The organism is Acinetobacter sp. YH12100 (assembly GCF_013419135.1).
In the GTDB taxonomy this organism is placed as follows: domain Bacteria; phylum Pseudomonadota; class Gammaproteobacteria; order Pseudomonadales; family Moraxellaceae; genus Acinetobacter; species Acinetobacter pseudolwoffii.
In genome coordinates this window covers 81086-98471 of record NZ_VPAQ01000004.1, presented here as the reverse complement: position 1 = coordinate 98471, position 17386 = coordinate 81086, and the positions used below count along the sequence as shown (strand labels likewise).

At 44.4% G+C, this 17386-nt stretch carries 11 protein-coding genes; 4 read left to right on the top strand and 7 right to left on the bottom strand.

The window, feature by feature from the left end:
• Positions 1–7: 7 nt before the first annotated feature.
• Positions 8–1162 carry an acyl-CoA dehydrogenase family protein gene (locus FTU40_RS04425; RefSeq protein WP_074383164.1) on the bottom strand — a complete coding sequence of 385 codons (1155 nt, stop codon included), beginning with the start codon at positions 1160–1162 and terminating at the stop codon, positions 8–10.
• 480 nt (positions 1163–1642) lie between these two features.
• Between FTU40_RS04425 and FTU40_RS04420 the strand changes: the two genes are divergently transcribed.
• Entirely contained in the window at positions 1643–2479 is an 837-nt protein-coding gene (locus FTU40_RS04420) for an IclR family transcriptional regulator (protein WP_005170895.1), read from the top strand.
• Between the two features lie 220 nt (positions 2480–2699).
• Positions 2700–4412: an electron transfer flavoprotein-ubiquinone oxidoreductase gene (locus FTU40_RS04415; protein WP_180039926.1), complete on the top strand. Its 1713-nt coding sequence runs from the start codon at positions 2700–2702 to the stop codon at positions 4410–4412.
• Between the two features lie 300 nt (positions 4413–4712).
• Here the strand turns inward: FTU40_RS04415 and FTU40_RS04410 are convergent, their stop codons facing one another.
• The 5 genes from FTU40_RS04410 to betI all read right to left on the bottom strand — a co-directional run bounded on the left by FTU40_RS04410 (position 4713) and on the right by betI (position 11955).
• On the bottom strand, positions 4713–6911 hold the full coding sequence (locus FTU40_RS04410) for an OsmC domain/YcaO domain-containing protein (protein ID WP_180039924.1): 2199 nt from the start codon (positions 6909–6911) through the stop codon (positions 4713–4715).
• A 365-nt stretch (positions 6912–7276) separates the two neighbouring features.
• On the bottom strand, positions 7277–8047 hold the full coding sequence (locus tag FTU40_RS04405; protein ID WP_100357599.1) for a hypothetical protein: 771 nt from the start codon (positions 8045–8047) through the stop codon (positions 7277–7279).
• Positions 8048–8194: 147 nt separating this feature from the next.
• Positions 8195–9862: a choline dehydrogenase gene (betA, locus tag FTU40_RS04400; RefSeq protein WP_180039922.1), complete on the bottom strand. Its 1668-nt coding sequence runs from the start codon at positions 9860–9862 to the stop codon at positions 8195–8197.
• Positions 9863–9877: 15 nt separating this feature from the next.
• Positions 9878–11353 (bottom strand): betaine-aldehyde dehydrogenase, encoded by a 1476-nt coding sequence (betB, locus tag FTU40_RS04395; protein ID WP_180039920.1) that lies wholly within the window; start codon positions 11351–11353, stop codon positions 9878–9880.
• 14 nt (positions 11354–11367) lie between these two features.
• Positions 11368–11955 (bottom strand): transcriptional regulator BetI, encoded by a 588-nt coding sequence (gene betI, locus FTU40_RS04390; RefSeq protein WP_005170886.1) that lies wholly within the window; start codon positions 11953–11955, stop codon positions 11368–11370.
• 260 nt (positions 11956–12215) lie between these two features.
• Between betI and FTU40_RS04385 the strand changes: the two genes are divergently transcribed.
• Together FTU40_RS04385 and FTU40_RS04380 are read left to right on the top strand one after the other, a co-directional pair.
• Positions 12216–14252: a choline transporter gene (locus tag FTU40_RS04385; protein ID WP_005170883.1), complete on the top strand. Its 2037-nt coding sequence runs from the start codon at positions 12216–12218 to the stop codon at positions 14250–14252.
• A 30-nt stretch (positions 14253–14282) separates the two neighbouring features.
• Entirely contained in the window at positions 14283–14891 is a 609-nt protein-coding gene (locus FTU40_RS04380; RefSeq protein ID WP_100328614.1) for a MarC family protein, read from the top strand.
• Positions 14892–14966: 75 nt separating this feature from the next.
• On the opposite strand, the gene FTU40_RS04375 is transcribed toward FTU40_RS04380, so the two are convergent.
• Entirely contained in the window at positions 14967–17171 is a 2205-nt protein-coding gene (locus tag FTU40_RS04375; protein ID WP_180039918.1) for a TonB-dependent receptor domain-containing protein, read from the bottom strand.
• Positions 17172–17386: the final 215 nt, after the last annotated feature.

Here is a 17386-nt window from a genome sequence, read left to right as displayed (position 1 = left end):
TATATGTTTAGGCTGTGGCCTGTTTAATCATTTCACGTGCAATAATAATTTGCTGGATTTGTGTCGTGCCTTCATATAAACGGAACAAACGCACATCACGGTAAAAACGTTCAATTGAATATTCACTGATATAGCCTGCTCCACCATGAATCTGTAAACAGCGGTCAGCAACACGACCACACATTTCAGTGGCAAACATTTTGGCGCAAGAGGCTTCCGTCGTCACATTCTGACCGGCATCACGCAGTCGGGCTGCATCCAGCACCATACATTTGGCTGCATAAATTTCAGCTTTAGAATCTGCCAACATGCCCTGAATCAGCTGAAAATTTGCAATAGCCTGACCAAACTGCTTGCGTTCTACCGCATAATTTAAGGCATCTTCCAGCATACGCTCTGCCATACCCACGCTATAGCCGGCAATATGTAAACGGCCTTTGTCCAGAACGCGCATGGCTGTCTTGAAACCAACGCCTTCAACACCACCAATCAGCTGGTCTTTATGCACCCGGCAATTATCGAAAATAACATCGCAGGTATAAGAACCATGTTGACCCATTTTTTTATCAATTTTGCCTAGGCTCAAGCCCGGTGTGCCCGCTTCTACCAGAAATGCTGAAATGCCACTGGCGCCTTTGATTTCTGGATTGGTGCGTGCCATGACTGTAAATGTCGTTGCACGTGGCGCATTGGTAATAAAACGTTTGGTGCCATTTAAAACATAATAATCGCCATCTTTTACCGCATTGGTTTTTAAAGATGCAGCATCTGAACCGGAATCTGGCTCAGTCAAACAGAAAGAACCAATGATTTCGCCGGTTGCATAACGCGGTAAATATTTCTGTTTTTGCTCTTCTGTACCATCAATGACGATGCCACTTGAACCAATACCGTTGTTGGTCCCGATTAGAGAACGGAATGCAGCCGATGTCCGGCCTAATTCCATCGCAACCAGAATTTCCTCTTCCATGGTAATGCCTAAACCGCCGTATTCTTCTGGAATCGTCAGACCAAACAAACCCAGTTCTTTCATCTGCTCCACAATATGTTCAGGAATGGCATTGTTCTCTTCTACTTCATGTTCGAGAGGAACCAGTTCATTTTTTACAAAATCTCGAATCGTAGACAGAAGTTGATCGAGCATTTCCGGATCGCGAATCATATGAATCTCCATGTATATGGTCTGGGTAAATTCCTTTACCGTTTTATTTTTAGTTTCGTATTACGAAATAAATAACCATAAAAATAAAAATTCAGCAAGCAAATTCGTCAAAAAATTTATTTTTTATAAAAAAACGAAATTTATCTGGCTTTAAAATGGATTTTATATAGAATAATATTTCACAATACGAAATTATTGCTTTTTAAATTTCGCTTTACTAACGCTGCTTTCTATAAGGAGCTGACCAGAGATGAGAGCTTAAAAAGTGGTAAAATTTATTGTTTATTTAAAGGCTTTATTTTAAAAATAGCTTCACTATTTTTTGCAGTTATTTACTCTGTATAGCAGCATTTAGACATGAGATAGAATAATATTTAGTCGTTACTCATATAATTCATCTACAATTTAAATGTTTTATTTTGTATCGTGAAACTAAGTTGCTATGATATTCATTAATTTACTTCTCTATTTCTGTAGACCATGACTAAAAATAAAACAGGTGAAATACCTAATTTTGATGAAATTCGCTTAGATCCGATCTCGCATATTCATCGCGAAAACAATCCCCAATTTATTGCGTCTATTGCGCGTGGCCTTGAGATTCTAAGATGCTTTTCTGCGACCAATCAGTTGTTGGGCAATCAAGAAATTGCACAAATGACCAATTTACCAAAGCCAACCGTGGCGCGTATTACCAGTACGCTGGTATCTTTAGGCTATCTGAAACAACTTCCAAATACGACTAAATATTTACTCGATGTCGGTGTACTGGCTCTGGGCTATTCTGCCTTAAGCAATATTTCTGCGCGAACCCAAGCCTATCCATTTATGGAAGAAATGTCACGTTATGCCCAGGCGCCAGTGGCAATGGCAACACGTGACCGTCTCAATATGATCTATCTGGAAGTGGTACATACAGATACGACTTTAACCATGCGCCGTTCAGTGGGTTCAACTTTACCAATTCATTCGAGTGCCATGGGGCGTGCATGTCTGGCGGCGATGGACGTGAAAGAACGTGAATATTTATTTGATGCCATTAAAAAAAGAAATGAAGATCAATGGACAACAATTAAACGAAATCTAGAACGCGCCATTCGCGATTATCAGGATTATGGTTATTGTTTATCTCTCGGAGACTGGGCCAAAGATGTGAACTCTGTGGCCGTTCCTTTGATTCATCCCAAACATGGTATTTTAACTTTTAACTGTGGTGCACCAAGTTATTTGCTAAATCAGGAAAAACTGGAAAATGAAATTGGCCCGCGTCTGATTCACATGGTGAATAGTATTGCCATGAACCTGAATAATATGTAAGTAAAACCTCTCATTCGGGCGGCTTAGGTCGCTCTTTTTATTTGTTGCAGCCAATAATAATTAAACCGTTTTCTAATATTGAACCGGATCTTTTCAATTCTATTCATTCTACAGCAATCCAAGACTCTCAAAATCTATCCCTATAAAAAACAAAAATTAGACTTCATAAGCCATCTGGATAATGCTATAAATATCGTATAGCGAAACTGGATTTTATATTATGGAAGATATAACAAGAGAATCGATGGAGTTTGACGTCGTCATCGTCGGCGCAGGCCCTGCAGGTCTATCTGCTGCGATCAAGATCCGTCAACTTGCAATTGAAAACAACTTAAATGATTTGTCCGTTTGTGTCGTAGAAAAAGGCTCCGAAGTCGGTGCACATATCCTGTCAGGTGCGGTACTTGAACCACGTGCCATCAATGAATTATTCCCGGACTGGAAAGATCAAGGCGCACCGCTCAATGTGCCGGTGACCGAAGATAAAACTTTCTTCCTGCTTTCAGATGAAAAATCACAAGAAGCCCCACACTGGATGGTGCCAAAAACCATGCATAACGATGGCAACTATGTCATCTCGCTGGGCAATGTGGTGCGCTGGTTAGGCCAGAAAGCGGAAGAACTGGAAGTCTCGATCTTTCCGGGCTTTGCCGCATCGGACATTCTGTATCATGCTGACGGTACCGTGAAAGGCATCCAGACCGGTGACATGGGCATTGGTAAAGATGGCGAACCAACGCATAACTTTACCCCGGGTTATGAACTGCATGCCAAATACACCATTTTTGCTGAAGGTTGTCGTGGCCACCTCGGTAAACGTCTGATCGAACAGTTCAACCTGGCCAAAGATGCAGATCCACAGCATTACGGTATCGGGATCAAAGAACTGTGGGAAATTGATCCGGCCAAGCACAAAGCGGGTCTGGTGATGCATGGTGCCGGCTGGCCACTCAATGAAACCGGCTCGAGTGGCGGCTGGTGGTTATACCATGCTGAAAATAATCAGGTGACTTTGGGCATGATCGTGGATCTGTCCTACACCAATCCGCATATTTATCCATTTATGGAAATGCAGCGCTGGAAAACCCATCCTCTGATTAAACAATATCTGGAAGGCGGCAAGCGTATTTCTTATGGCGCACGTGCCGTGACCAAAGGTGGCTTTAACTCACTGCCTAAATTTACCTTCCCGGGTGGCTCTTTAATTGGTGATGATGCAGGTTTCCTGAACTTTGCCAAAATCAAAGGTTCACATACGGCAATGAAGTCCGGCATGCTCTGCGGCGAAGCGGTATTTGAAGCGATTGCGGCTGGTGTGGAAAAAGGCGGTGATCTGGCGGTTGCGCGTGTAGTTGAAGGCGAAGATTTCTTTGTCAAAGAACTGACCGCCTATAAAGACAAGTTTGATGCAAGCTGGCTGAAAGAAGAGTTATATAACTCACGTAACTTTGGCCCGGCAATGCATAAATTCGGTCAATGGATCGGTGGTGCATTTAACTTCATTGATCAGAACGTGTTTAAAGTACCGTTTACCCTACATGATCTGGTACAAGACCATGCGGCACTGAAAACTCAGGCGGCTGAAACGTTTAAACCGAACTATCCTAAACCGGATGGCAAGCTGACCTTTGACCGTCTGTCTTCAGTATTTGTATCCAATACCGTACATGAAGAAAACCAGCCTGCGCATTTAAAGCTGACTGATGCTTCGATTCCGGTGGAAGTGAACTTACCGAAATGGGATGAGCCGGCACAGCGTTACTGCCCGGCAGGTGTATACGAAATCATGGAAAATAATGACGGTTCCAAGCGTTTCCAGATCAATGCAGCCAACTGTGTGCACTGCAAGACCTGTGATATTAAAGATCCGTCTCAGAACATCACCTGGGTAACACCGGAAGGTGGCGGTGGTCCAAACTATCCAAATATGTAATTTGGATAGTTCTTGTGAATTAAAAAAATATATCTATTTCTCTGATTCACTTACCCAATCTTGAAGTAGTTCGTACTAACTCTTCACTTTAATTTTTTAGGTAATCCCAGTTCTCTCGAGAGCTGGGATTAATAAATTTTAAAGTAAATCAAAATAAGCCTGTATCACTCTATCTATTGAAATGAGATAGGAAAATAATCTGGTTTATGTCGTGCTGAAAAAATGGCTGACCCGAAGCCGGATCAGCCATTTTAAAATCAGACCTGAACGACTAAAATTTGAGTCATTCAGGGAATTGATTTATTTTGCCACAAACTTGGCACGCGCAGCATGCAGTTTTTTATAGCTATCAATCAGGCGTAAATGACGATCCAGACCTTCAAGCTTCATACTGGTTTCGCTCAAACCATGGAAACGTACTGTGCCTTCAACTGAAGCCATAACCGCGTCCATACGTGCATCACCAAACATACGGCGGAAGTTATGTGCATAATCTTCCAGTTCCATCTCGTCATCAAGCAATACTTCAAGTACGACATTCATGCACTGGTAGAACAGGCCACGTTCAACGGTATTGGTATTGAACTGCAAGAACTGCTCAACCAGATCTTTGGCTTCTTCAAATTGTTGCAGCGCAAGATAAATTAACAATTTTAATTCTAAAATCGTTAATTGGCCCCATTCGGTATTTTCATCGAATTCAACCCCGATCAAGGTTTTGATCTCGGTATAGTCATCCAGCTCACATTCTTCCAGACGCTCTACCAGCGCCTCAAGCTGTTCTTCATCCAGACGATGCAGGTTCAAGATATCTTCGCGGAATGCCAGAGCCTTGTTGGTATTGTCCCAGATCAGATCTTCAACCAGATAGATTTCAGAATAGCCTGGCACCAGAATCCGACAAGCTGTTGCGCCGAGATGCTGATAAACCGCCATATAGACTTCATGACCGAGCTCTTCCAGAATGCCGAATAAAGCTGCAGCTTCATCTGCATTGGAGTTTTGGCCATTATTGGTAAAATCCCATTCCACGAATTCATGATCTGCTTTGGCACTAAAGAAACGCCAAGACACCACACCACTCGAATCGATAAAGTGTTCGACATAGTTGTTTGGTTCAGTCACGGCATTTGAACTAAAGGTTGGTTTTGGCAGGTCATTCAGACCTTCAAAGCTACGACCTTGCAACAATTCAGTCAGGCTGCGTTCAAGTGCCACTTCAAAGTTTGGATGCGCACCAAAAGAGGCAAACACACCGCCAGTGCGCGGGTTCATCAAGGTCACACACATTACCGGGAATTGGCCGCCTAATGAAGCATCTTTGACCAGCACCGGGAAGCCCTGTTCCTCTAAACCTTTAATGCCTTCCACGATTTTTGGATATTTTGCCAGCACCTGTTCAGGCACATCCGGTAAAGCCAGTTCACCTTCAATAATTTCACGCTTGACTGCACGTTCAAAGATTTCTGACAGGCATTGCACCTGAGCTTCAGGCAAGGTATTCCCTGCACTCATGCCGTTACTTAAGTAAAGGTTTTCAATCAGATTTGATGGGAAATAAACAGTTTCACCATCAGAGTGCCGTACAAATGGCAGTGAACAAATGCCGCGTTCGGTGTTGCCCGAGTTGGTGTCATAAAGATGAGTACCTAAAAGTTCATCTTCAGGATCATAAATTTCAAGCGTGTATTCGTCTAAGACTTCCTGTGGAAGTTCGCCATTTGGACCCGGCTTAAACCATTTTTCATCCGGATAATGTACAAATTCTGCATTGGCAATGTCTTCACCCCAGAACTGGTCATTATAGAAAAAGTTACAGTTCAAGCGCTCGATGAACTCGCCCAGTGCAGATGCCAGCGCACTTTCCTTGGTTGAACCTTTACCATTGGTAAAGCACATTGGCGACTGTGCATCACGAATATGCAATGACCATACGTTTGGTACGATATTGCGCCATGATGCGATTTCAATCTTCATGCCCAGACCGGCCAGAATGGCAGACATATTGGCAATGGTTTCTTCCAAAGGCAGATCTTTGCCCGGAATAAAAGTGCTGTTTTCAGAGGCCAGACTTGGCATTAACAAGGCTTGCGCATCGGCATCAATGCTTTCGACTTCTTCAATCACAAACTCAGGGCCAGTCTGGATCACTTTCTTGACCGTACAACGGTCAATCGAACGTAAAATGCCCTGGCGGTCTTTTTCTGAAATATCAGCTGGCAGTTCAACCTGAATTTTAAAAATCTGTTTATAACGGTTTTCAGGATCGACAATATTGTTTTGTGACAGGCGAATATTTTCGGTCGGAATATCACGTGCTGCACAATATACTTTGACAAAGTAAGCTGCACAAAGTGCCGATGAGGCCAGAAAATAATCGAATGGACCGGGAGCGGAACCATCGCCTTTGTAACGAATCGGTTGATCGGCAATCACCGTGAAGTCATCAAATTTGGCTTCTTGGCGCAGATTGTCGAGATAATTGACCTTGATTTCCATGTGGACACCTAAATGTTCTTATGTGCCGCCATGGACAAATAAGATGCTGAATCTGAATGTACAAGCCGAATCACGCAGGAGAACTTGACTTAAAAATAAATCAGGGTAATAACGTAGTCATGAGACTACGGCGAACCCTTTAAGAATGGGCGCTATTATAGAGTCATTTGATGAAATTGATAACGTTTGTGAGTTTTTCCGCGATATTTTCTATAAAGCTAAGAAATAGGAACAACATGAATCAACACATTTAAAATTTGTGACGATCCATGTGTTGCTTTTAATATCGAATGAGCGCTTCTGATGTAGCTTTAAAATATGTATAGACAGATTAACAATAATTTCATCTTCTAAGCTTTAAGGCCTTAAAAATCATAGCTTAAACCGAATAAAGCCAGATTTCGCTGCTTGTCACCGTAGCGGTCATAGCCCCCCAGCAGATATTCGCCTGACACACTTAATTGAGGCAAGATTGCATAACTCAGTCCAGCAGACGCATAACGGAAGGCATGCTGTTTTTGGGTATCGCCCAGTTCTCCACCTTCATATTTGCCTTCATCATTAAAATAGCTACCTGCAGCAGTCAGACTGGCATTCACACGATCATTCAATTGATGGTTCAGATTCAGCGTATAAAAGGTATCGCCCTGATTGGCATAGGCCACATCATAAAGATAGGTCGATACGCTCGCGCCAATACTGGTTTTTTCATCCAGCATACGGCTGACATTTAAACCCAACTCATTACCGGTGGTGTTTTCGCCCCCTGGATAATAGTAGGTGGCATTCCAGAAATCCCAATCATAATGTTCCGAGCTGTGCGTATAACCGACCAGAAAATCATGCTCGAATTTATCGGTGCTATGCCCTTTGCGTCCTTGCACCTCAGCATAGGAATAACCCAATGTAGAACCCCAATAGCCCACATAAAAGTTGCCATAGGCCAAATTCAACCCTGCTTGTAGTGCAATATTATCGTCTTCCGGTGCATTGCTTAAACCGCGTGATACATATTTAGACACCACGCTCAGGTTGCCACTTGCTTGTATTTGATTATTTTGAACGTCATTTGCAAAACTACAAATACTGGAAAATGTGACACAGCCGAAGAGCAAGGTTTGATTTAAGATTCTCATAAAATATAAAATTCTTTTTGGGTAAATAAAAGGGCTGAAAACATGATGCAGCCCTACTTAAAGATCGATTAATATCAAAATATACAGCTTATTTTAACGCATAATTAATATAAGTTTATGCCTATTTCCACCTGTAAAATAGAAATTTCAAGCTTGGCTTGAGACTCGAGCTGCCCGATAAAACGGCGCAGTCGATGCAGCTAAAGCCGGATTTCCCCGAATATGATCTGCCAGTTTCTCGGCCATCATGATGGTAGTGGCATTCAAATTTCCGGTAATAATTAAGGGCATGATGGAAGCGTCAATGACTCTGAGACCCTGCATTTCATGTACCCGGCCATAACCGTCCACAACTGCCATATCATCCTCGCCCATTTTACAGCTAGAAGATGGGTGATATGCGGTTTCAGCATGATTACGCACAAACTCGTCAATCTGGGCATCTGTCTGTACAGCTTGACCCGGACTGATTTCTTCACCCCGATAAGGATCAAGTGCTGGCTGGTGCATAATTTCCCGGGTAATCCGGATGGCATCCCGGAATTCGCGCCAATCCTGCTCGGTACTCATATAGTTAAATAAAATACTTGGATGCTCAAACGGATCTTTGGATTTGAGTTGTATACGCCCGCGGGAGGGTGAACGCATCGAACCGACATGCGCCTGAAAACCATGCTCATGAATGGCATTGGTTCCATTATAGTTAATTGCAATCGGCAGGAAATGATACTGGATATTGGGCCACTCGAACTCGTCGGAAGAACGGATAAAGCCACCTGCTTCAAACTGATTACTGGCACCAATACCTGTGCCTAGAAATAACCATTCAGCACCAATCATCGGCTGGTTATACCACTTTAAGGCGGGATAGAGACTGACCGGTTTTTTACACTGGTATTGCAGGTACATTTCCAGATGATCCTGCAAGTTTTCGCCCACACCCGGCAAGTCCTGAACGACCGGAATGTCCAGACTTTTTAATAATGCGGCAGGACCCACACCTGAACGCTGCAAAATTTGCGGGGAAGCAATCGTACCGGCACACAGCAGAACTTCTTTATCGGCAAAGACCTGAATGGGTTGTAAGGCATTTTGACCTTCAAAATATTCCACGCCAATCGCCTGCTTCTGGCTAAACAGAATTCTATTGGTCATGGCATGGGTAATAATGGTGAGATTATCGCGCCCTTTGGCCATATCCAGATAACCGCGCGCGGTACTGGAACGACGACCTTTTGGCGTCACGGTACGATCCATCGGGCCAAAGCCTTCCTGCTGATAGCCATTTAAATCATCTGTTCGTGGATAACCGGCCTGTACACCAGCTTCGATCATGGCATGAAACAGCTCATTATTATCATTTTTTGGTGTTGCGACTGAAACTGGCCCGGCATCGCCATGATAGTCATTGCCGCCAATATCGCGTGTTTCCGCCTTTTTATAATAGGGCAGACATTCTGCATAGCTCCAGTGTTCCAGACCTTTCAAACTGGCCCACTGTTCCAGATCCATGGCATTGCCCCGGATATAACACATGCCATTAATCAGCGATGAACCACCCAGACCTTTACCACGTCCGCATTCCATACGGCGATTATTCATATGTGGTTCAGGATCGGTCAGATAGGCCCAGTTATAACGCCGTCCCTGTAAAGGATAGGCCAAGGCGGCCGGCATCTGGGTTCTAAAATCCAGACGATAATCCGGCCCGCCCGCCTCTAATAGCAAGACTTTGGTGTCCGGATCTTCAGTCAATCGAGCAGCCAACACATTTCCGGCTGAGCCTGCCCCGATAATAATATAATCGTAATTCATCAAGCGGAGACCTCCTTATGCGCTAAACACGGACTGGAATGGGCTCAATTCCACCTGAACCGATTTGGTCTGGGTATATTGCTGCAAGGTCATAATTCCGTTTTCACGCCCTACGCCCGAGTGTTTATAACCACCGACCGGCATTTCCGCTGGAGATTCGCCCCAGGTATTAATCCAGCAAATTCCGGCTTCAATCTGGTGAATGATACGATGCGCGCGGGCAAGATCAGGAGTCACCACACCTGCAGCCAGCCCATATTCGGTCGCATTGGCACGGCGAATGACTTCTTCTTCAGTGTCATAGCTTAAAATACTCATGACTGGCCCAAAAATTTCATGCTGAACCATAGTCATGTCGTCCCGGCAGTCACTAAATACTGTCGGCAAAACATAGGCACCCTGGGCTAAATCGGCTTGTGTGGCACGACCACCGCCACACAGTAAACGTGCACCTTCGGTTTTGCCCTGCTCAATGAATTTCAATACTTTTTCCATATGCGCAAAGCTGGAAACTGGCCCAAAATTGGTTTCCGGATCAAGCGGATCGCCTATACGGATATGAGGAATACGCTGCAAGATTTTTTCTTCAAAAGCCGCTTTTAAGGTATAGGGAATGAATACCCGGGTGCCGTTGGTACAGACCTGACCTGAGCTGTAAAAATTGGCCATCATGGCAATGTCAGCGGCAAGATCAAGATCGGCATCTTCACAGATAATCAGGGGAGATTTCCCACCGAGTTCCATGGTGACTTCTTTCAGGCTGGAATCTGCGGCTTGCGCCATGACTTTTTTACCCGTGGCAACACCACCGGTAAACGAGACTTTAGCAATATCCCGATGTGCAGTTAAATAAGCGCCAATCTCGCCACTGCCAGTCACGACATTAAATACCCCGTGCGGCACACCGGCTTCGGTATAGATTTCAGCCAGTTTCAGTGCGGTCAAAGGCGTGGTTTCACTGGCCTTAAAAATCATGGCATTGCCTGCCGCCAGTGCTGGTGCAGATTTCCATAATGCAATCTGGATTGGATAATTCCAGGCCCCGATGCCGGCCACAACACCCAAAGGCTCACGACGGGTATAAATAAATGAAGTCTCTCGCAGTGGAATCTGCTGTCCTTCGAGGGCTGGCAAGATGCCGGCATAATATTCGAGGACATCTGCACCAGTCGCAATATCTACCGTAGAGGTTTCACTCCAGGCTTTACCGCTGTCGAGACTTTCAATACGCGCCAGTTCATCACTACGTTCGCGTAAAATAGCGACTGCTTTATTTAAAATCCGGGAGCGCTCGATCGCCGTCATTGCAGCCCAGACCTTCTGCCCTTTTTGTGCAGATTCGACGGCACGATCAATGTCTTCTTTGCTGCAGATCTGGATTTCCGCCAGGATCTCACCAGTTGCAGGGTTGATGCTTTCAAAGCTGCGATGCGATGTTGCATCGACATATTGGCCGTGAATATAAGGACGCTGTAAATGATAGGTAGTCACTGTAATTCCCTCGCCTATTTGTGTGATTTCAATTGCTGCTGGATAAACTGGCTACACAGTTCGATCGGCATTTCTGGATCAATCTCGCCACTGATCAGTGCGCCGCGTAACCAGAATCCGTCGATCAGTGCAGCTAGCCCTTGTGCCGCTTTTTCTGCTTCTGATTTGGACAGCACTTTCATAAATTCGTGCTTGAGATTGGAATGTAAGCGGTAATGGTTAACCTGTTGCAACCGATGCAAGTCCGGTTGATGCAAGCTGCTCGCCCAAAATGCCAGCCAGACTTTCATAGCGGCCTTATTGGTTTGAGGTGCAGCAAAATTACCCCGTACAATGGCAAGCAAACGTTGCTCAGGTGTGGCATCCACCTGGGTCTGCATCTCTGCCACGGTTTTACCTAACTGCTGCAATAAATAACGCATTGTTGCTTCAATGAGGCCATTTTTCCCGCCAAAATAATGGCTTATGATGCCGGTCGAAACACCGGCACGTTGTGCAATCTGGCTGATTGAGGTTTCTGCAAAACCTAGTTCATTTACAGCAGCTAGGGTCGCGTCAATAAGCTGTTGACGGCGGATCGGTTGCATACCAACTTTTGGCATAAGACTAACCTGAATAACGAATCTATAAATCGGACTCATGCTGCAATAGCAGAATGAGGTAACATTAAAAAACGTTTTTTTAATTGAACGATCAATTAATAAAAATTATAGTGCCTAGCAACCTCAGATGTACAGCGCAGTTTGTTTTGGATTTGCAAATGTTTGTAATTGATTCGGCTTTGACTCTTTAAGTGTCGAACCCTGTGTCAAATCGAACTGCGCTGTAAATCACATGACAATAAAACTACGGTCACAGATTTATGCAAAAGAAAACTGAACAAGTGCAGGATAGTCTGAATAAAGTGGTGTTTTATGTTTCAGCAACACTTATTCTGCTTTTTTCTCTCGTCACGATTTTATTCAATCAACAGGCCAATCTGGTCATCACCAATATTCTGAACTGGGTCAGTCGTACATTTAGCTGGTATTACCTGCTGGCTGCCACTTTGTATCTGGTGTTTATTATTTTTATTGCCTGTTCACGTTATGGGGAAATTAAATTAGGGCCTAAACATTCCAAGCCTGAATTTAGTTTATTAAGCTGGTCAGCCATGTTGTTTTCTGCCGGAATCGGGATTGACCTGATGTTCTTCTCGGTGGCGGAACCTCTCTCGCATTATATGAATCCACCCGTCGGTGAAGGCCAGACTTTCGAGGCGGCTCGCCAGTCCATGGTCTGGACCCTGTTCCACTATGGTTTAACTGGCTGGAGCATGTATGCACTGATAGGTGTGGCCCTGGGCTATTTCAGTTATCGTTATAACCTGCCACTGACCATCCGTTCAGCACTCTATCCGATTTTTGGTAAAAAGATTCATGGTCCGATTGGGCATACGGTCGATACTGCGGCAGTACTCGGCACGATTTTCGGTATTGCGACCACCTGCGGTATTGGTGTGGTCCAGCTCAATTACGGCCTGCATGTGCTGTTTGATTTACCGGAAAACCTGTGGGTACAGACCGGATTAATCGCAGTCGCGGTGATTATTACCATTATTTCTGTTGCATCCGGTGTCAATAAAGGCATCCGCGTCCTTTCAGAAATTAATATTTATGTCTCGATTGGCCTGTTACTGTTTATTTTAATGATGGGCAATACCGAATTCTTGCTGGCCGCCCTGATTCAGAACTTTGGTGACTATATCAGTCAGTTTCCAAAGCTGTCCTTAACCAGTTTTCCATTTGAGCAACCTAAAGAATGGATGAATAGCTGGACTTTGTTCTTCTGGGCCTGGTGGATTGCCTGGTCTCCTTTTGTCGGGCTGTTTCTGGCGCGTATTTCACGTGGACGAACCATCCGTGAGTTTGTCGCCGGCACCTTGATTATTCCCCTATTATTTACCCTGACCTGGTTATCTATTTTTGGTAATAGTGCACTCCATAGCGTCATGTTTGATGGCAATACTCAACTGGCGACCACAGTCCTGGAAAATCCGGCACATGGTTTCTATGACTTGCTGGCGCAATATCCTGGCTTTAGCTTTATCGCAGGGATCGCGACCATTACCGGTTTGTTGTTCTATGTCACTTCTGCGGATTCTGGCGCTTTGGTACTGGGGAATTTCACCACTAAATTTACCAATATCGAGCATGATTCACCGCGCTGGCTGAGTATTTTCTGGGCCATTGCGATTGGCTTGCTGACTTTGGCGATGCTGATGGCCAACGGTGTTACAGCCTTGCAAAACACCACCATTATTATGGGACTGCCTTTTAGCTTTGTGATTTTCTTTGTCATGGCGGGCCTGTATAAATCCCTGCGTCTGGAAGATTTCCGTCAGGCCAGTACCAGTATGAATGCGGCACCTGTGGTCGGAAACGTGGACATCTTTAACTGGAAAAAACGGCTGAGTCGGGTGATGTTACATCCAAGCCTGTCCCAGACCCGAAGCATGCTAAATGAGGTGTGCAAACCGGCTATCGAGGCTGTTGCAGCCGAACTCATCACTAAAGGTGTGCATGTTGATGTACAGGAAAAACCGGTAGAGGATGAACCGGAACTCTATCATCTGGATTTGATTATTCAGCTCGATGAAGAAGAAAATTTTGTTTATGAAATCTGGCCGGTGCGTTATGACACCCCAAACTTCAGTTCGCGCGGGAAACGTGCCAAACGTTATTACTATCGTCTGGAAAGCTATCTGTTTGAAGGTTCGCAAGGCAATGATCTGGTCGGTTATAGCAAGGAACAGGTCATTAACGACATTCTGGATAAATATGAACGTCATATGATGTATCTGCATATTAACCGTATCAGTCCGGGTACACGCCCGCTGTTTCCAGACCGTGAAAATTAATACTGTCCAAGGTCTTAGAAGGAATTGATGATGTCAGAAAGCTTACATGCCTTTGCCCTGTTCTTCTCTTTACTCAATCCATTTTTGATGAGTATTTATATGCTCGGAATTATCCGTAATTCCGAGGCCAAAGTATTTAACATGGCATTGATTCAGGGCAGCCTGATCAGTTTTATCGTCTTTATCATTTTTGCCAAGACCGGTGAAGCCTTCTTTCAGGAAGTGCTGCATGTACGCTTTGAATCTTTCCAGATTTTTGGCGGTATCATTTTTCTGGTGATTGGTTATCGCTATGTCTTTGAAGGCGCCGATACCATTGGCGTGATGCGTGGGGCGCCTCATCATCTGGCAGGCACCATTGCCATGCCATTTATGATTGGCCCGGGCACCATTTCAGCGGCGGTGATTACCGGAATTCAGCTCAGTTTATGGCAAACCATGCTGGTGATTTTTCTTACCCTGTTTTTGACCTGCAGCCTGCTGATTCTAATGAAATATCTGCATGATCATTTACAGCATAAATACTCCAACTACATAGATTTATATGTGGATATTGTTGGCCGTGTTGCTGCGCTGCTGATCGGTACCATTGCGATAGACATGATCGTCACGGGCGTCAATGGAATTATCCAAAGTTAATGGTTGAATTAATCATATATAAAAAAGAGCGGGCTAATCTCCGCTCTTTTTTTTACGCTTGTAACAGTTTCAAGTTTAAAACTTGAAAGACACACCAGCATAGGTCGAGAATCCTTCTCCTGGTGAAGAACGCGCCTCATCCTTTCCTTGATCATTTAGACCGGGAATCACCACAGCAGCATATTTTTCATCGGTGATATTTTTGAAGTTGATCCAGGTTTTCCAGGACTGCTGTTCAGGTGCATAACCCAGATCAATGCCCCAGATCTGGTAATCATCACTAAAGCGGCTATTGGCATAATCATGTGCCATTTTGGATGCATATTCGGTATTCAAACCAATATAGAAACCATTATGCATGGCATAACTGAGCTGTGCCTGATACAAATGTTTTGGAATTCCCGGCAACTGATTTTCGCCAAAAAGTGGATCATTTTTGTATTGGAAATCACTTAGTGTATAAGCTTGTTGCAAGCGTAACTCACCGTGTTTAAATTCATGCAATGGTGTATCAAAACTGAGTTCGACACCTTGATGAATGGTTGGCGTGGCATTTGCTTCTACACTAATTCTTTCCTCTGAAGTAGTAGAATCAGAATCATTCCCGTAATTTTTAATCATTTCAGAAGACAATAGCTCCTTTTTAATCTTGGAATAATAGTAGCTCAGTGCCCAGTCTCCAAAACATGATTGTCCACGCCCACCCAGTTCAAAGCTATGGGCGGTTTGCGTATCCAAATAGATTGGCGCACGTACTCGATTTGATGCAGCTCCACTGTCTTTAGAATAGTAATAAGGTGAAGACCAAGCCATTGCCCAAGGATGTGCCGGTTCAATACTACGGCTTAAATTGGCAAACCATTGCACAGAGTCATTTGGCTGATAGGTCAATCCAAGTCGTGGTGCAAAATTCCATTCATAACGACTGACTTTAGGATCTACATAAGGACCTGAATTTGGATCAGGAATAATATTTGCATAAGTCACTTCACTTTCACGATGGGCATAGACTGCTGCAAGACCCAGATCTAGGGAGAGCTGGTCATTGAGCGCCGTCTGCTGATCAAATTGCAATACATTGTCTGAACCACGATAGGTATAACGGCGCGTGACCGTATCTGCCGGATATGTTTGATTACCAATTTCTGTATTAAATCTTAAAGTTTCCGTTACACCACTGTTTGGACGATGGGTGGTACTGCGTAAGGCAATACGCCCCTGATGTTCCAGACCCAACAATTGATAGGGCTTTTCATACTGAATACGTGCAGTAATATCTTCATAATCGACATTGGTACGATAGCGACTTTCACGTAAGTCTAACGGATAATGATGATATGCCAGACTAGCAGTCAATTTTGCATCATCCTGCAAATTCCAGGTGGTGGTGTTGGCGAGCCAGGTACTGCCCGGCTGGATACGTTTGGCATCAATTCCTACAAAATTAGGATCAGCTACTTCAGGATTGTTTTTTAATTGTTCCTGGGTAATACGCCCCGGTGTCAGATGTTTGCTTTCGCGGTAACGGGCATAAAAACGGGTTTCAATGTCCGGGCTAATCTGGTAGCCGAGATTAAAAGCCAGGCCTTTGCCATCACCTTTGGCATGATCCTGAATTCCGTCAAACTGGTTACCCGTTAGTGCCAGATAATAATCCAGCTGATCCAGTTTACGGCCGGTACTGAACTGATATTTTTGATAACCATGACTGCCTGCCTCATACTTCAGTTCAGAACCATTCTGCTCGGCACCAGTCTTGCTTTTATAGTTAATCGCTCCGCCTAGCGCCAGCGCCCCCTGTTTAAAACCGTTTGCACCGCGATAGACGCCAACATGATCAATCCACCAAGGCTCTAGTAATTCATAAGCGGTGCCGCCCGGCCCGGTAAATGGAATGTCATCAATCAGCACAAAGGTACCAGAGGCATGCGCACCTGATGTCCGGTTAATACCCGAGCCACGGATAGACACTTTGGCGCCTTCATTGCCCGGGGATTGAGCATAGATACCGGGTTGCAGACGAAATACATCGGCATTATTTGCAATATGTTGATGTTCAAGCTGCTGGGCTGAAATAAAATTGGTTCCACCTGAGGTTTGCGCAAGCTCGGTCTGGTATTGCTGCTGCGGATCTGTCTGTTCAGCACTGACCACGATGGTGTTGAGTTGTTGCACAGGATGCTGGCTGCGAGATGTTTCAGCATAGACAGCACTGGAAAGAACTGAAAGGATCATCAAGCTTAGCGGTTTTTTGTTCAGCGGAATTGTTCTCGTGCTCATATCGGGTTTATACAATCCTGTATACATGATCCTAATCCTAGAGGGATTCTGGTTTTAAAAATTATGCTGTAGCATAAATGAACAATGCCGAATCAAGGCATTATTTTCTGCCAAAAAACTGACTGATCAGCGTATATTTTTTGATGTAATTTTGGTATTTTTTGATTATACAACTTGCAAGATAGCCACCACATCCTCACAAGTTCCAAGAACTT